Source organism: Streptomyces sp. NPDC102259 (assembly GCF_044766465.1).
In the GTDB taxonomy this organism is placed as follows: Bacteria; Actinomycetota; Actinomycetes; order Streptomycetales; family Streptomycetaceae; genus Streptomyces.
In genome coordinates this window covers 39,237-55,733 of sequence record NZ_JBIWMA010000014.1, presented here as the reverse complement: position 1 = coordinate 55,733, position 16,497 = coordinate 39,237, and the positions used below count along the sequence as shown (strand labels likewise).

The following is a 16,497-nucleotide window of genomic DNA, read 5'->3' as shown; positions in this document are numbered from 1 at the left end:
GACGTACGCAGCAGGGTCGCCCTCACACTCCGGGAGAACGCCGCTTTATGGCCACGCGCCACGACATTCGCAACGTAGCCATCGTCGCCCACGTCGACCACGGCAAGACGACTCTGGTCGACGCCATGCTCAAGCAGGCCGGTGCCTTCGCCGCGCACGCTGCCGAGTCGCTCGACGACCGCATGATGGACTCGAACGACCTGGAGCGTGAGAAGGGCATCACGATCCTCGCCAAGAACACGGCGGTGAAGTACCACCCCAAGGACGGGGGGGACGTCATCACCATCAACATCATCGACACCCCCGGTCACGCCGACTTCGGCGGCGAGGTGGAGCGCGGCCTGTCGATGGTCGACGCCGTCGTGCTGCTGGTGGACGCCTCCGAGGGCCCGCTGCCGCAGACCCGCTTCGTGCTGCGCAAGGCGCTCCAGCAGCGTCTGCCCGTCATCCTGTGCATCAACAAGACCGACCGGGCGGACTCCCGGATCGACGAGGTCGTCAACGAGACGTACGACCTCTTCCTGGACCTGGACGCCGACGAGGACCAGATCGAGTTCCCGATCGTCTACGCCTGTGCGCGTGACGGCGTCGCCTCGCTGACCAAGCCGGAGGACGGCACGGTCCCGCAGGACAGCGACAGCCTGGAGCCGTTCTTCTCCACGATCCTGTCCCACGTCCCGGCTCCGGAGTACGACGAGGCGGCCCCGCTCCAGGCGCACGTCACCAACCTGGACGCCGACAACTTCCTCGGCCGTATCGCGCTGCTGCGCGTCGAGCAGGGCGAGCTGCGCAAGGGCCAGACGGTCACCTGGATCAAGCGCGACGGCACCATGTCCAACGTGCGCATCACCGAGCTGCTGATGACCGAGGCGCTCACCCGCAAGCCGGCCGAGATGGCGGGCCCCGGTGACATCTGTGCCGTGGCCGGTATCCCGGACATCATGATCGGTGAGACCCTCGCCGACCCCGAGAACCCGATCGCGCTCCCGCTGATCACGGTCGACGAGCCGGCGATCTCCATGACCATCGGTACGAACACCTCGCCGCTGGTCGGCCGCGGCGGCACCGGCAAGGGCGCCTCGGCGAAGGCCGCGGTCAAGGACCGCAAGGTGACCGCCCGTCAGGTCAAGGACCGCCTGGACCGCGAGCTGGTCGGCAACGTCTCGCTCCGCGTCCTGGACACCGAGCGTCCCGACGCCTGGGAGGTGCAGGGCCGCGGCGAGCTGGCGCTGGCCATCCTGGTCGAGCAGATGCGCCGTGAGGGCTTCGAGCTGACCATCGGCAAGCCGCAGGTGGTCACCCAGGAGATCGACGGCAAGGTCCACGAGCCGGTCGAGCGCATGACGATCGACGTCCCCGAGGAGCACATGGGCGCGGTCACGCAGCTCATGGGCGTCCGCAAGGGCCGGATGGACAACATGTCGAACCACGGTTCGGGCTGGGTCCGCCTGGAGTTCGTCGTCCCGTCCCGCGGCCTCATCGGCTTCCGGACCGAGTTCCTGACCGGCACGCGCGGCACGGGCATCGCCCACTCCATCCACGAGGGCCACGAGCCGTGGTTCGGCGTTCTGACGACCCGTAACAACGGTTCGCTGGTCGCCGACCGCGCGGGCGCCGTCACCGCCTTCGCGATGACGAACCTCCAGGAGCGCGGCGTGCTGTTCACCGAGCCCGGCACCGAGGTGTACGAGGGCATGATCGTCGGCGAGAACTCCCGCGCCGACGACATGGACGTGAACATCACCAAGGAGAAGAAGCTCACCAACATGCGCTCGGCCGCCGCTGACTCGTTCGAGGCGATCGTGCCGCCGCGCAAGCTGTCGCTCGAGCAGTCGCTGGAGTTCTGCCGTGACGACGAGTGCGTCGAGGTGACCCCGGAGGCGGTTCGCATCCGCAAGGTCGTCCTCGACCAGCGCGACCGCGCCCGTAGCGCCAGCCGCGCCAAGCACGGCTGATCGACGGGTAGTTCACCGCCGCAGCACACTTTGAAGCCCGGGTGTCCCCAGCATGGGGATGCCCGGGCTTTTCGCAACCCGTTTTTCGGAGCCTCCACGGTGTCGCCTGTCCGAAATGCGGAGATCCTCGCCCGATAGCCATGTAACAAGTCCGTTTCGCGGCCTTCTCGCGCCAGAGACTTTGTCCGGATTTTGGAAGATCTAGGCGTCAGCTGTGACTGAATTGAGATTTAAAGACGGTGGTCGGCACATGGCGCATGCCAGATAGTTAGCCGCGTAACGCTCGGGTCAATGGGTCTCGCGCTGTGGGGACAGCGCCGACTCGCGAGCACCAGGGGGTGTCTGACCCTCCGTCAGGGGTGTCGGAGGTCGGACGAGCGCCCCCTCCTGTCGGTGAACACGTGGAGTCACAAGGAGGATCCCCATGCCAGTCAAGCTGCCCATGCGGTCCAGCACCGGTCTGTCCGCCCCCGCCCGCGGCGACTGTCACTGACCTGAACGTCCGGCCGCCGACTGCGGCCGTTCGGCTACGCGCGTCCGGCTGCGGCTTCTTCCGCGCCGCCCGTCCGGCGCGCTCCGGCGTCCCTTCATGCACCGATCGGCGATCACGCGGCAGCCCGCGTCCGTCGCCGGCTCGGCACACCCACACCCGTGAAGTGAAATGGGCGAACTGTGACAAGTCCTACCGACATCGAGGGCGGCGGTACGTCGGTCGTGGTCGACGGCGACCAGGAGCCGACGCCCGCGCCCGAGGCCAAGGTGCCCGTGGGCCGCTCTCCCGGTCAGCTCATGTGGCTCCGCTTCAAGCGGGACCGCACGGGCGTGATCTCGGCCTACGTCGTGCTGTTCTTCTTCCTGATCGGCCTGCTCGCCCCGCTGATCGCGAAGCTCTACGGCAACGACCCGTACACCGTGTTCGCCGACGAACGGCCGGAGTTGTTCGACAGCGCGGGTGTGCCGGTGCAGCCCAACGGCGGGATCAGCGGCGAGTTCTGGTTCGGCCTCGAACCGGGCAACGGCTACGACGTGTTCACCAAGTTGCTCTACGGCATCCGCAACTCCCTGGGCATCTCCCTCGCGGTCACCGTCGCCACCGTGCTGACCGGCATCGTCCTCGGGGTCGCGGCCGGCTATCTCGGCGGCAGGGCGGACTTCCTGATCAGCCGGGTGATCGACTTCCTGCTCGCCATCCCGGCCCAGCTGTTCTTCATCGCGAGCATGCCGGTCGTGGTCTCCCTGTTCGTCAGCCCGCGTGACGAGACGCCCGTCTACGTCCGGGTCGTCGCCCTGATCTCGGTGCAGTGGTTCCTCGGCTGGATGAGCCTCGGCCGCATCCTGCGCGGCACCAGCCTCGCCCTGCGGGAACGCGAGTTCATCGAGGCCGCCAAGGTGAGCGGGGCGCCACCGGGGCGGATCATCCGCAAGGAGATCCTGCCCAACGTGGTCACACCGATCCTGGTGCAGGCCACCTACATGCTGCCGAACTTCGTGACCGCCGAGGCCGGTCTGTCCTTCCTCGGCGTGGGACTGGTCGAACCGACGCCGGACTGGGGCCAGATGTTCTCCAAGGCGGCGACCGAACTCGTGATGCAGAACGACATCACCTACATGTTCTTCCCCGGTGTCTCGATGATCATCTTCATCGTGGCGTTCAACCTGCTCGGGGACTCGGTCAGGGACGCCTTCGACCCCAAGACGGCGCGCTGATCCGCACATCACGTCTTTTGGACTCACAGACTGCTGGACTCAAAGAGATGGGTGGGAAACGAGTGATGGGTAAGGGTGGACGCCGCGCGTACGCCGCGCTCTCGCTGGTCGCTGCCGGAGCGCTCGTGCTCTCCGGTTGCAGCGAGGGCGGCAGCAAGGAAGGCAGCAACAAGGACGACAAGGAGAACGCCCAACGCCAGCAGTCCTCCATCGACTTCGGCGACGCGAAGGCCTCGACCGGCCCGGCCGCCGAGGTCCCCGGCGCCAAGCCCGGAGGCGCGGTCACCGTTCTCCAGAGAGACAGCTACGCGCACCTCGACCCCGGGCAGATCTACGTCTCCGACGAGATGGCGCTGTCGCAGCTCATCCACCGCGGTCTGACCGGCTACAAGGCGACCGGTGACGACGGCAAGAAGCACGAGGTCGTCGGCGACCTGGCCACCGACAGCGGCACCACCACCGACGGCGGCAAGACCTGGAAGTACACGCTGAAGGACGGGGTCAAGTGGGCCGACGGCTCCGCGATCACCGCCACCGACGTGCGTCACACCTTCGAGCGGCTGTTCGCGCCGTTCGTCGCCAACGGCCCGACCTTCATCCAGCAGTGGCTCGCCGACACACCGGGCACGGGGTACCGCGACCTGCTCAAGGACGGCCCGTACGGCGGCAAGCACCTGCCGGACACCGTCCTGGAGACGCCGGACGCGAAGACGGTCGTCTTCAAGTTCAAGAAGGCCAAGCCGGACCTGCCGTACGCGCTGGCCATGGCCGGCTACTCGCTCGTCTCGAAGGCGAAGGACACCAAGGAGAAGTACGACAAGGCCCCGATGACCTCGGGCCCGTACAAGATCCAGGACTTCAAGTCCGGCAAGTCGATGGTCCTGGTCAAGAACACCAACTGGGACCCGAAGACCGACCCGATCCGGCACCAGTACGTCGACCGGTTCACCTTCGCGTTCAACAAGCAGTACGAGGACTCCACCAAGGCCATCCTCGACGACTCCGGGGCCAACGCCACGGCGGTCAGCTTCAACAACGAGGTCGACGCGGGCAACCTGTCCAAGGTCCTCGCCGACGCGACGCTGAAGTCCCGCACCGTCGCCGGCTACCAGCCGTACGTGGGTCAGATGGACATCAACCTGTCCCAGAAGGAGATGCAGGACAAGACGGTCCGCGAGGCCATCGCCTACGCCCTGCCGATCACCCCGTTCGTGCGCGCCTACGGCGGCACCGCGGCCCGCGAGGTCGCCGGCGGTCTGATCAGCCCGACCGTCTCCGGCTACAACCCGAGCTTCGACCCGTTCGGCAAGAAGAAGAAGCCGGCCGGTGACCCGGTCAAGGCCAAGGAGCTCCTGGAGAAGGCCGGCAAGGTGGGCCTGAAGCTGACCTTCGGCTACATCAACACCCCCGAGGGCCAGCAGTACTCCACCGCCATGGCCGCTGGTCTGGAGAAGGCCGGCTTCGACGTCCAGCGCCAGGAGATCCCGGCCGAGACGTACTACGACCAGGTCGGCAAGGTCAAGAACAACTTCGACATCTACCACACCGCGTGGGGCGCCGACTGGCCGAGCTCCTCGACCGTCATCCCGCCGCTCTACGACGGACGCCAGATCCAGGACGGCGCCGCGAACTACTCGCACATCAACGACCCGAAGGTGAACGCCGACATCGACAAGGCGAGCACCATCACCGACCCGATCAAGGCCGCGGAGGCCTGGAACAAGATCAACGAGTACATCGTGAAGGACGTCGTCTCCAACATCCCGACGGCGTACTACAAGCAGACCCAGATCGCCGGTTCGAAGATCGGCGGCCTCGTGTACGACGACGTCATCGGCGGCGTCGACCCGCGCAGGCTGTTTGTGAAGTAACCCCTTCCCGAGCGCGGCGCCCGGTGCGCCCCGTCCCGCGTCCGCGACGGGGCGCACCGGCCCGCACGGCCCTTTGAGGCGGTTCCACGAGCCGGCCTCACGAGCCCGAAAGCTGCCACTGAGATGCTGCGCTTCCTCCTTCGCCGGACCCTCGGCTCGCTGGTGATCCTGGTCCTGCTGACCGTCGTCGCCTTCCTGCTGTTCTTCGGCATGCCCCGTGACCCGGCGCTGCTGATGTGCGGCAAGACGTGCACGCCCGACGCGCTGGCGAACATCCACCGCACGCTCGGCATCGACAAGTCGATCCCCGAGCAGTTCTGGATCTTCCTGCAAGGGCTGATCGCGGGCCGGGACGACTTCGCCCAGGGGCCCTGCCCCGCCCCCTGTTTCGGCTACTCGTACCACACCAACGAGCAGGTCTGGTCGACCCTGATGGACCGGCTGCCGCTCACCGTCTCGCTCTCGCTCGGCGCCACCGTCGTCTTCCTGTTCGTCGGACTCGGCACCGGAATGCTGGCCGCCTGGCGGCGCGGCACGCTCATCGACAAGTCGTTCACCGCGGGCTCCATGGTGCTCAGCTCGATGCAGATCTACTTCCTGGGCCCGCTCGCCCTCGCCGTGCTGGTCTACCAGACCCACATCTTCGACGAACCCCGGTACACCGAGCTCACCAAGGACCCCGTCGCCTGGTTCACCGGGCTGATGATCCCCTGGGTCGTGCTGTCCACGATCTTCGCCGCGCAGTACACCCGTATGGCGCGCTCGTCGATGATCGAACAGCTCCAGGAGGAACACATCCGCACCGCCCGCGCCAAGGGGATGAGCCGGCGGTACGTCTTCTTCCGGTACGCCTGGCGCGGCTCCCTCATCCCGATCGTCACCATCCTCGGCATCGACCTCTCCTCGATGCTCGGCGGCGCGATCATCACCGAGTACACCTTCGGACTGCCCGGCCTCGGGCATCTCGCGGTGGAGTCCGTGCAGTTCAGCGACCTTCCGCTGCTGCTGGGCGTGATGCTCTTCGCCGCCGCCGTGATTCTGCTGTGCAACATCGTCGTCGACGCCTGCTACGCCTTCATCGACCCGCGCGTACGGCTGTCCTAGCCGTTTCCCGGACTGTCGTCAGGAGCTTTGTCGTGACCACTGTGACCAAGGAGGCCGGGGCGCCCGTCCCGGCCGGCGCGGGCGCGTTCCTCTCGGTGCGGGACCTGCACGTCAGTTTCGCCACGGAGGACGGCGCCGTACGGGCCGTCGACGGGCTCTCCTTCGACCTCGAACGCGGCCGCACCCTCGGCATCGTCGGCGAGTCGGGATCCGGGAAGTCGGTCACGAACCTGACCGTCCTCGGGCTGCACAACCCGATGTTCACCACCGTCGAGGGCGAGATCCTGCTGGAGGGCCAGGAGCTGACCACGGCCCGGGAGTCGGAACTGGAGAAACTGCGCGGCAACAAGGTCGCGATGATCTTCCAGGACCCGCTGACCGCGCTCTCCCCGTACTACACCGTGGGCCGGCAGATCGCCGAGCCGTACATGAAGCACCGGGGCGCCTCCAAGAAGGCCGCCTGGGAGCGCACGGTGGAGATGCTCGGCAAGGTCGGCATCCCCAACCCCCGGGAACGGGCGAAGGACTATCCCCACCAGTTCTCCGGCGGTATGCGGCAGCGGGCGATGATCGCGATGGCGCTGGTCTGCGACCCCGACCTGCTGATCGCCGACGAGCCGACCACCGCGCTCGACGTCACCGTCCAGGCGCAGATCCTCGACCTGCTCAAGGACCTCCAGCGGGAGTTCGGCACCGCGATCATCTTCATCACGCACGACCTCGGTGTCATCACCGACATGGCCGACGACATCATGGTGATGTACGCGGGCGGCGCGGTCGAGAGCGGGACGACCGAGCAGGTGCTGCGCTCGCCACAACACCCTTACACCTGGGGCCTGTTGAACTCCATGCCCCGGCTGGACTCGGACCTGGGCACTCCGCTCGCCCCCATCCCGGGCGCCCCGCCGTCGCTGTTGAACCCGCCCTCCGGCTGCCGTTTCCACCCCCGGTGCACCTTCCGGGACCGGGTCGGCGGCAACCGCTGTGTCACCGAACGTCCCCTGCTGGCCCCGGACCGCGCCTCCGCCTGCCACCTCACGACGGAGCAGAAGCGGACCATCTTCGTGGACGAGATCAAGCCCCGACTGGGGTAGGGGCAGGACCTTGAGGAGCAAGCACGTGAAGAAGGCCAGGAGGAGCACGTGAAGAAAGAGGAACCCGTACTCCCCGCCCCTCGCGAGGCGGGCGCCGACGGCGAGGGCGAGCGCCTGCTCGTCGTGTCAGGGCTCACCAAGCACTTCCCGGTCAAGGGCGGCTTCCCGATCCGGCGCACGGTCGGCCAGGTGCAGGCCGTGGACGGCATCGACCTGAGCGTGCGGTCGGGCGAGAGCTTCGGCCTGGTGGGGGAGTCGGGGTGCGGCAAGTCCACGACCGGCCGGCTGATCACCCGGCTCCTGGAGCCCACGGCCGGCACGATCACCTACCGCGGGCAGGACATCTCGCACGCCTCGCGCCGGCAGCTGGCGCCGATCCGGTCCGAGATCCAGATGATCTTCCAGGACCCCTACTCCTCCCTCAACCCCCGGCAGACCGTCGGCAAGATCGTCTCCGGGCCGATGGAGGTCAACGGGATCGAGCCCGAGGGCGGCCGCGAGAAGCGGGTGCGGGAGCTGCTGGAGATCGTGGGTCTCAACCCCGAGCACTACAACCGCTTCCCGCACGAGTTCTCCGGCGGCCAGCGGCAACGCATCGGCGTCGCCCGTGCGTTGGCACTGGAGCCGAAGCTGATCGTGGCCGACGAGCCGGTCTCCGCGCTCGACGTGTCGATCCAGGCGCAGGTCGTCAACCTGCTCCAGCAGGTCCGGCAGGAGCTCGGCATCGCGTTTCTGTTCATCGCCCACGACCTGGCCGTCGTACGGCACTTCTCGCAGCGGGTGGCCGTCATGTACCTCGGGAAGATCATCGAGGTCGGCGACCGTGACTCCATCTACACCCGGCCGCGCCACCCCTACACCCACGCGCTGCTCTCCGCCGTCCCCGAGGTGCGCGTCACCGGGGAGACGGCCGCGCGGGAGCGGATCCGGCTCGCCGGGGACGTGCCCTCGCCCATCGCCCCGCCCTCGGGCTGCCGGTTCCGGACCCGGTGCTGGAAGGCGCAGGACAAGTGCGCGGCCGAGGAGCCGCCGCTGATCCGCATCTCCGGCAACCACGAGGGCCATCTGACGGCCTGCCACTTCCCGGAGGAGCCGACGATCGAGGCGCGCGAGGAGGACATCGTGCTGGACCCGGCGCTCGCGGCGCTGGAGGAGGGGCGCGGGTGACTCCGGCGGGCCGGCGCGGGTGACTCCGGCGGGCCGGCGCGTGTTTGCCGGTCTTGCCCCGGCGGGTGCGCTGCCCTGCCGGTGTCGTGCCGGTGTCGTGGCGGCGGGTGTCTGCCGGTCGCCCGGCGGGCGGGGGCGGCTTGCCGGTGTCGTGCCGGCGGGTGCGGGTTCGTCGTGGCTGGTCGCGCAGTTCCCCGCGCCCCTGGGGGCCCTGCGGGCCCACAGGGGCCCGTTGCCGGTACTGGGTGGGCAGTTCCCCGCGCCGCCGGGGGTCATGCGGACCCACAGGTGGGGGCGCTGCGGGGCCGCGCGGGCACTGCCGGCTCCTGCTTCGGCGTTATCGTGCCGGGGTTGCCACCGTGATGATTTCCGGGCTTGTCCGGGTCAGTGGTTCTCCGTTCCAGTCCCCGTACTGTGCCTCCACCCGTAGGCCCGCCTCCGTCAGGAAACCGGTCAGGCTCCCCGGGTCGAGGAAGCGCAGGGTGGCGCGGCCGGTGTGGCGCCGGGGCCAGCCGGGGGAGTCGAAGGTCTCCGTGAACGTGACCCGGTCGCCGTACGGTTCGTCCTCCACCTCGTGCCAGACCCGCACGACCCGGCCGTCCGCGTCGGTGACCTCGCGGACGCGGTCCGGGGTCCAGGTCTCCCAGGCCCGCGCGGCCGGGTTGCGGGTCTCGAACACGAACCGTCCGCCGTCGCCGAGGGCCGACCGTACGGCCCGCAGCGCGCCGCGCAGTTCCTCGTCGCCGAGAAGCACCTGGAAGGCGTGGCCCGTCATGACCACGAGGTCGAAGTCGGCCTGCCACAGCCGGATGTTGAGGTCCCCCAGCAGCCACTCCACACGGGGCGCCCGGCGCCGGGCCTGGACGAGCATCGCGGCCGCCGGGTCGAGGCCCATGAGCCGCCCCGGGTGACCGTCCCCCGCGGCCCGCGCGAGGAGCCGGCCCGTACCGCAGCCGACGTCGAGCACCGAGTCGGCGGATCTCACCAGGTTCAGGTAGAAGTCGTCGTCCGGCCCCCACGGATTGATGCTGTCGTACAGCGCGGCGAGTGTCAGATCCACGAACGAATGATCGACCACCGCGGCAGTGTGCCACACCTCGGTGCGGCACAGGACAAGATCCAGAACATCGGAATCCGCTCGACAAGCGGGCCGGCGGCCGGACATGCTCTGCGCGATGACGAGAACAGACGACATGCCCCCCGCGTGGGACGAGCGCACCCAGCTCACCACGTTCCTCGACTACGCCCGGGACACCGCGCGCGCCAAGTGCGAGGACCTCTCCGACGCGGACGCCCGCAAGGCGCTCCTGCCGGGTTCGCCGCTGATGACCCCGAGCGGCCTGGTCAACCATCTGCGCTGGGTCGAGTACTACTGGTTCCGGGTCGTGTTCCTCGGCGAGGAGGACGAGGGGCCGTGGACCGACGAGGACCCCGACCGCGAGATGCGCATCGCCGTCGACCTCCCGCTCGCGCAGGTGCTCGGCGAGTACGCCGAACACGCCGAACGGCACCGCGAGCTGGTCGCCGAGCACGACCTCGACACCAAGGCGCAGCGGGCGACGAGGGACGGCCGGCATGTGGACCTGCGCTGGATCCTCCTGCACCTGATCGAGGAGACGGCCCGGCACAACGGCCACCTCGACATCCTGCGCGAACTGATCGACGGCCGCACCGGCGCGTAGGGCCTGTCCGGCGGATCATGCCGGAGACGCTGGTCGGGCCGGGGGGGAAGGCGGATGAAAGATCGCCGAAAGGGCCCGGAAAGGCGGCTCGGCGAGACTCTCGTACGGGGCGGGCGACCGACGGGGGACACGCGGCGCCCGCCCCCACCCGGCCCCGGCCGGGCCGCCTCGTACGGCGCCCGGCCGCCGCCGTGGCCCCGGCCCGGGGGATTGGCCGGATCCCGACGCTTGTGGACCCGTCGATTCCCGTTCGGGAAGGTCGGCGTTGCCCGGCACACGCCCCTGGACTACGTTCGGTGAATGCTCACCCCACGGCCCCGGTTCCGCCTGCTCGGACCGCTGGACGTCGAGATCGACGGACGGGTCGTCGTACTCACCGGCCGGCAACGCGCGCTGTGCGCCGTGCTCCTGCTGCACGCCAACCATGTCGTCTCCGTCGACCGGCTGATTCAGTGCCTGTGGGACGACCGGCCGCCCGGCGCGGGCGCGGCCCGGGTACGAGCCCTCGTCGCGGAGGTGCGGCGCGCCCTCGGCCCGGCGGGGACGGAGCTGCTGACCACCCGGCGGCCCGGCTACGTCATGCACGCGGGCCCGGACGAACTCGACCTGCTGGCCTTCGAGAACCTCATCAGGGACGCCTCGCGGGCCGCGGCCGACGGCGACTGGCGAACGGCCCGGCGCAGCGGTGAGCAGGCCCTCGCGCTGTGGCGGGACGAGCCGCTGCCCGACCTGCCGGAGGTCGCGGTGCGCGAGGCCGAGCGTCAACGCCTCGCCGAACTGCACCTCGTGGCCCGCGAAGGCGTGGCCGAGGCGGGGATCGAGACCGGCCGGCACCGGGAGGCCATCGCCGAACTCCTCCGGCTGACCGCCGCCCACCCGCTGCGCGAACGCCCGCACGGCCTGCTGATGCGCGCCCTGCACCAGGACGGCCGCAGCGCCGAGGGCCTTGAGCTGTACACCGCGCTGCGCCGACGCATGATCGACGAACTCGGCATGGAGCCCTCGGCTGACCTCGGGGACCTGCACCAGCGGCTGCTACGAGGCGGCGGCCGCTCCGCAGGCGCCCCGCCCGAGCGCCCCGCCCCGGCGTCCGAGCGCCCCGTACCGCGCCAACTCCCGCCCACCCCACGCCGTTTCGTCGGCCGTGACGGTGAACTCGACCGCCTCGACTCCTGTCTGCGCACCTCGGAACCGCTCGCCCTGATCGTGGGACCGGCGGGCGTCGGCAAGAGCGCCCTGGCGCTGAACTGGGCCCACCGGGTCGCCGACCGCTTCCCCGACGGCCAGCTCTTCCTCGACATGCGGGGCTTCGACAACGCCGAGCCGATGACGCCAGGAGAGGCCCTGCCGCTGCTCCTCCAGGGCCTGGGCTGTGCCCCGCGCGACATCCCGCTGGGCGCCGAGGCGCAGACCGCGCTGTACCGGACGATGCTCGCGGACCGCAGGGTGCTGGTCGTCCTCGACGACGTGGCCGACGCGTCGTACGTACGGCGGCTGCTGCCCGCCTCGGCGGGCTCGCTGACACTGGTGACGAGCCGCGACAAGCTCAGCGGCCTGGTCACCCTGGACGGCGCCTACCGGGTGTCCTGCGACGTCCTCGACAGCGCCGCCGCACTGGAGCTGATCAGCGGCGCGGTCGGCGCGGAGGCCGTCGCCGCCGATCCGGAGGCCGCGGCGCGGCTCGTCGAACTCTGCGACCACCTGCCGCTCGCGCTGTGTGTCGCCGGCTCCTGGATCGGCGACCGGCCAGGCAGTATCCGGGACTACGTCCGTGACCTCGCGGACCGGGGGCGACTGGCCCGGCTGCACGTCGAGGGCGAGGAGTCCGTCGCCGTACGGGCCGCGCTCGACCTGTCGTACGGGGTGCTGCCGGACGAGGCCCGGCGGGCCTTCCGCTCGCTGGGCGTGCTGCCGGGCACCGGCCGGTCGGTCCCGGCGGCCGCCGCGGCCGCGGGGACCGACGAACACCGCCTGGCCGACCTGCTGCGGCTGGCCCAGCGGGTCCATCTGCTGCGCGACGTCGAGCACGGCCGCCCGGCCTGGCACGACCTGGTGCACGAGTACGCCCGTGACCGGACGGCCGCCGAGGACGCCCCCGAGGAGCGGGCCGCCGCCGTCACCCGCGTCCTCGACCACTACCTCCAGAGCGTCGTCAACGCGGCCGCCACGGCCGGCCTGTACGTCATGCGCACCCGCCCGCCCGCCGTCGAGGGCTCCCTGCCGCGGGAGTTCGCCGGCGCCGAGGAGGCGTACGCCTGGTTCGACGGCGAGTGGGACGACATCGCGGCCGCCATCGGCCACGCCGCCGAGCACGGTCCCGCGCCGTACGTGTGGTGGCTGGTGGACGCGCTCCAGGACCTCTTCCACCACCGCAGGCCGCTCTCCGACTGGATGCGGCTGGCCACCCTCGCCCGGGAGGTGGCCGCGCGCGACGGCGACGAGGTCGGCCAGGCCTCCATGTGCCTGTCCCTGGGCAGCGCCCGCTGGCGCAACGGGGACCTGCGGGGCGCCCTGGCGGAGTACGAGGAGGCGGAGGAGCTGGCCCGCCGGGCCGGCTGGACGTACGGCGAGGCCGGCAGCCTCCAGGGCAAGGGCGTCACCCTCAAGCTGCTGGGCGAGCTGCGCCGGGCGCTGCCCTGCTACGACCGTGCCCTCGCGCTCTACCGCACCCTGGACAACGTCAGGAACGTGGAGATCATGCTGATCAACACGGCGTCCCTGAACCTCGCCCTGGGCCGCCTGGACGCGGCCGAGGAGGCGGCGTGCGCGGCCCTCGACCTGATCGGCGACACGGTCCACCACAACCGGGCGATGGCCCTCGTCAACCTCGCCCTGGTCCGGCAGAAGCAGGCCCGGTTCGACGAGGCGGCGGCGGCGCTGCGCAGCTGCTTCCTGGTCTCCCGCGACTCCGGTTCCACCTACACGGAGGCCGTGGCCCTGGAGGCGCTGGGCCGGGTCCGCGCCGACGCCGGCCAGGACGACCGCGCGCTCCTCGCCTACGAGGACGCCCTCGCCGTGTCCCGGCGGGTGGAGAACCGCAACTGCCAGGTCGACAGCCTGGTCGGGGTCGCCTCGGTGAAGCTGCGCGCGGGCCGCGCCGCGGAGACGGCCGAACACCTCGACGCCGCCTTCGAGATCGCCGAGCGCACCGGCCACCGGGCGGGCCTCGTCGAGGTCCTGCTGGCCCGCGCCGACCTGGCCCGTGCCCAGGGCCGCCCGGCCGACGCCCTGGACCAGCTGGAGCGCGCCGAACGCCTGGCGGCCGACGGCAACCCCCTCACCCTCCCGCGCGTCCACCTCACCACCGCCCTGACGCTCCTCGACCTCGGCACGGGCACCGGCACCGGAACCGGCACTGACACCGACGCCGGCAGCGGCACCGACGTCGGAACCGATACCGAGACCGCTCTCAGCCGGGCCCGTGACGCGGCGACCCTGGCGGCCGCCCTCGCCCGGAGCTCCGGCCAGCGCCTCCTGCACGCCCGCGCCATGGCGGCCCTGGCCTCCGCCCACGAGGCCCACGGCGACACCGGGCCGGCGCGGGAGGCCGGGACGGAGGCGACCGCCTTGTACACGGCGCTCGGCGTCCGGCATCCCCCCGGGGCGCCCGCCCCGCACCGCCCGCCGCCCCACCACCGTCACCGTGAGCTCCCACCGGACGCCGAGTCCCGCCTCACCCTGTACCTGACCGAGCACTTCGACGGCTGAGCCGCTTCAGCCGGAGTGGGCGTACGCGCTGCCGAGTCGCAGCCGCGGGTCGCGGGCGAGAATCCGTTCGTGCAGGGACCGCACTTCCGGGCCCGGTTCGCAGCCCAGCAGGTCGATCATCCGCAGGCGCAGCAGCTGGAAGCAGTCCAGCGCGTCCGCCTGGCGTCCCCCGCGGTGCAGGGCGAGCATCAGCAGGCCCGTGACCTTCTCGTCGAAGGGGTGCATCTCGGACAGCCAGTGCAGTTGCGGCAGGCACTCCTCGTGCCGCCCCACGCGCAGATACAGCTCGGTGCTGCCGACCAGCGCCTCCCGGTGCTCGCGCCGCAACGTCACCCGCGTCGTCTCCGCCCAGGCCGTGCGCACGTCGGACAGCGGCTCGCCCCGCCACAGCTCCAGGGCCCGCGCGTAGAGGCCGAGGGCCGTCTCGGTGTCGCCGGCGCGGGCCTCCTGCTGGGCCTGCCGGACCAGGGCGCGGAACCGTGCGGTGTCGACGCGGGTCTCGTCGATCGCGAGGACGTATCCGCCCCGCTTGCGGATCAGTTCGAAGCCCTCGGTCAGCTGCCCGTCGGCCCGCAGCGCCTTCCGCAGTCGGGTGGCCTGGATGTACAGGGCGTCGCGCGGGTGCTGGGGCCGGCGCTCCTGCCACACCCGCTCGATCAGCGTCTCGTCGGCGACGAACGCGCCGGGGGTCCAGGCCAGTGCCGCCAACAGCAGTTTGGTGCCGTGCGGAAGCGGCAGCTTGTCGCCGGAGCGGGCCCGTGCCTCTACGCAGCCCAGCAGCTGAATTTCCATGTACCCCCCGTACCTCGAACCACTCGAGTCACCACTGTGCGCGCGAGGTGTTCGGCTGGCGCATGGATGCTGCACGGGATGGCTGCCGCCGGCTTGGCTCGGCCGAAGGCGCGGTGGGTTGCGGGCGGGGTTGCGGTGCGTCGGCGGGTGCGGGTGCATCGTGGCCGGTCGCGCAGTTCCCCGCGCCCCTGGGCGGGCCCTGCGGGCCCATCGGTACGAGTGAAGGCCCGCGCTGGGTGAGCGCGGGCCTTCGTCCCCTGGACCGGACGTTCATGGGCTCGGGTCAATGGGCCGAGAAAGTCCGCTCCGAAAGGGGGCGGCTGACGAAAAGGGGTGTGTCAGGCCGCCGCCTCGGGGTCCTTGGCGAGACGGGGAGCCGGCACGGTGGCCGGCACGTCGGCCGTCTCGGGGTAGTGGCACGCCGTCAGGTGGCCGGGCTTGTTGCCCTCGACCTGGACCAGCGGCGGCGCCTCGCTCGCGCACTTCTCCGTCGCCTTCCAGCAGCGGGTGCGGAAGCGGCAGCCGGAGGGCGGGTTGATGGGCGAGGGCACGTCACCGACGAGGCGGATGCGCTCACGGCCCGGGGTTCCCTCGTCGTGCACGGTGGCCTCGGGAACGGCGGACAGCAGCGCCCGGGTGTAGGGGTGGCGCGGGTTGCCGTACAGGTCGTCGCGGTCGGCGATCTCGACGATCCGGCCGAGGTACATGACCGCCACGCGGTGGGAGAAGTGCCGTACGACGGCCAGGTCGTGGGCGATGAAGACGAACGCGATGCCCAGGTCCCGCTGGACCTTCTGGAGCAGGTTGACGACCTGCGCCTGGATGGACACGTCGAGTGCGGAGACCGGCTCGTCGGCCACGATCAGCTTCGGCTCGAGGGCCAGCGCGCGGGCGACGCCGATGCGCTGGCGCTGGCCGCCGGAGAACTCGTGCGGGAAGCGGTTGTAGTGCTCGGGGTTGAGACCCACGATCTCCAGCAGCTCACGCACGCGCGCCTCGCGCCCGCCGGCCGGGTGGATGTCGTTGATCTCCATCGGCCCCGAGATGATCTTGCCGACCGTCTGGCGCGGGTTCAGCGACGCGTAGGGGTCCTGGAAGATCATCTGGATCTCGGAGCGGATCGGCGCCAGCTGCTTACGGCCCGCGTGCGTGATGTCCTGGCCGCGGTACGAGATCCGGCCGCCCGTCGGCTCCAGGAGCCGGGTGATCAGCCGGCCCGTCGTCGACTTGCCGCAGCCGGACTCGCCGACCAGACCCAGGCTCTCGCCCTCGGCGACCTGGAAGTCCAGCCCGTCGACGGCCTGCACGGCACCGACCGTACGCCGGATCGGGAAGCCGCCCTTGATCGGGAAGTGCTTGGTGAGCCCGGAGACGTCCAGGAGGGGAGTGGTGCTGCTCATGGTGGTGAAATCCCGTC

11 protein-coding genes are annotated in these 16,497 nt (G+C 70.6%); 8 read left to right on the top strand and 3 right to left on the bottom strand.

Annotation, left to right across the window (positions count from 1 at the left end; genetic code table 11):
- Nucleotides 1-47 precede the first annotated feature (47 nt).
- From typA to ACIRPU_RS28385, 6 genes are all read left to right on the top strand, one after another.
- Nucleotides 48-1,955, top strand: a complete 1,908-nt coding sequence (gene typA, locus ACIRPU_RS28410) for a translational GTPase TypA (protein WP_384120859.1) — start codon at nt 48-50, stop codon at nt 1,953-1,955.
- Between the two features lie 672 nt (nt 1,956-2,627).
- Nucleotides 2,628-3,662 (top strand): ABC transporter permease, encoded by a 1,035-nt coding sequence (locus ACIRPU_RS28405; protein WP_403872203.1) that lies wholly within the window; start codon nt 2,628-2,630, stop codon nt 3,660-3,662.
- Nucleotides 3,663-3,727: 65 nt separating this feature from the next.
- On the top strand, nt 3,728-5,533 hold the full coding sequence (locus tag ACIRPU_RS28400; RefSeq protein WP_403872201.1) for an ABC transporter substrate-binding protein: 1,806 nt from the start codon (nt 3,728-3,730) through the stop codon (nt 5,531-5,533).
- 123 nt (nt 5,534-5,656) lie between these two features.
- Complete coding sequence (locus ACIRPU_RS28395) at nt 5,657-6,637, top strand: ABC transporter permease (protein ID WP_355707553.1); 981 nt, start codon at nt 5,657-5,659, stop codon at nt 6,635-6,637.
- Between the two features lie 32 nt (nt 6,638-6,669).
- Entirely contained in the window at nt 6,670-7,731 is a 1,062-nt protein-coding gene (locus ACIRPU_RS28390) for an ABC transporter ATP-binding protein (RefSeq protein ID WP_403872199.1), read from the top strand.
- A 48-nt stretch (nt 7,732-7,779) separates the two neighbouring features.
- Entirely contained in the window at nt 7,780-8,898 is a 1,119-nt protein-coding gene (locus ACIRPU_RS28385) for an oligopeptide/dipeptide ABC transporter ATP-binding protein (protein ID WP_355707557.1), read from the top strand.
- Between the two features lie 337 nt (nt 8,899-9,235).
- On the opposite strand, the gene ACIRPU_RS28380 is transcribed toward ACIRPU_RS28385, so the two are convergent.
- Nucleotides 9,236-9,976: a class I SAM-dependent methyltransferase gene (locus ACIRPU_RS28380; protein ID WP_403872197.1), complete on the bottom strand. Its 741-nt coding sequence runs from the start codon at nt 9,974-9,976 to the stop codon at nt 9,236-9,238.
- Nucleotides 9,977-10,073: 97 nt separating this feature from the next.
- Here ACIRPU_RS28380 and ACIRPU_RS28375 point away from each other — a divergent pair, with 97 nt between their 5' ends.
- Together ACIRPU_RS28375 and ACIRPU_RS28370 are read left to right on the top strand one after the other, a co-directional pair.
- Nucleotides 10,074-10,580: a DinB family protein gene (locus ACIRPU_RS28375; protein WP_403872195.1), complete on the top strand. Its 507-nt coding sequence runs from the start codon at nt 10,074-10,076 to the stop codon at nt 10,578-10,580.
- A 300-nt stretch (nt 10,581-10,880) separates the two neighbouring features.
- Nucleotides 10,881-14,288, top strand: a complete 3,408-nt coding sequence (locus ACIRPU_RS28370) for a BTAD domain-containing putative transcriptional regulator (RefSeq protein WP_403872193.1) — start codon at nt 10,881-10,883, stop codon at nt 14,286-14,288.
- Between the two features lie 6 nt (nt 14,289-14,294).
- Here the strand turns inward: ACIRPU_RS28370 and ACIRPU_RS28365 are convergent, their stop codons facing one another.
- Both ACIRPU_RS28365 and ACIRPU_RS28360 read right to left on the bottom strand, forming a co-directional pair.
- Nucleotides 14,295-15,080 (bottom strand): BTAD domain-containing putative transcriptional regulator, encoded by a 786-nt coding sequence (locus ACIRPU_RS28365; RefSeq protein ID WP_403872191.1) that lies wholly within the window; start codon nt 15,078-15,080, stop codon nt 14,295-14,297.
- A gap of 338 nt (nt 15,081-15,418) precedes the next feature.
- Nucleotides 15,419-16,480 (bottom strand): ABC transporter ATP-binding protein, encoded by a 1,062-nt coding sequence (locus ACIRPU_RS28360; RefSeq protein ID WP_403872189.1) that lies wholly within the window; start codon nt 16,478-16,480, stop codon nt 15,419-15,421.
- Between the last annotated feature and the right edge of the window lie 17 nt (nt 16,481-16,497).

Excerpts from the sequence above, each read along its gene's own strand:
- typA (WP_384120859.1), top strand. The coding sequence starts at position 48 with ATGGCCACGCGCCACGACATTCGCAACGTAGCCATCGTCGCCCACGTC.
- ACIRPU_RS28400 (WP_403872201.1), top strand. The coding sequence starts at position 3,728 with ATGGGTAAGGGTGGACGCCGCGCGTACGCCGCGCTCTCGCTGGTCGCT.
- ACIRPU_RS28395 (WP_355707553.1), top strand. The coding sequence starts at position 5,657 with ATGCTGCGCTTCCTCCTTCGCCGGACCCTCGGCTCGCTGGTGATCCTG.
- ACIRPU_RS28375 (WP_403872195.1), top strand. The coding sequence starts at position 10,074 with ATGACGAGAACAGACGACATGCCCCCCGCGTGGGACGAGCGCACCCAG.
- ACIRPU_RS28370 (WP_403872193.1), top strand. The coding sequence starts at position 10,881 with ATGCTCACCCCACGGCCCCGGTTCCGCCTGCTCGGACCGCTGGACGTC.
- ACIRPU_RS28365 (WP_403872191.1), bottom strand. The coding sequence starts at position 15,080 with ATGGAAATTCAGCTGCTGGGCTGCGTAGAGGCACGGGCCCGCTCCGGC.
- ACIRPU_RS28360 (WP_403872189.1), bottom strand. The coding sequence starts at position 16,480 with ATGAGCAGCACCACTCCCCTCCTGGACGTCTCCGGGCTCACCAAGCAC.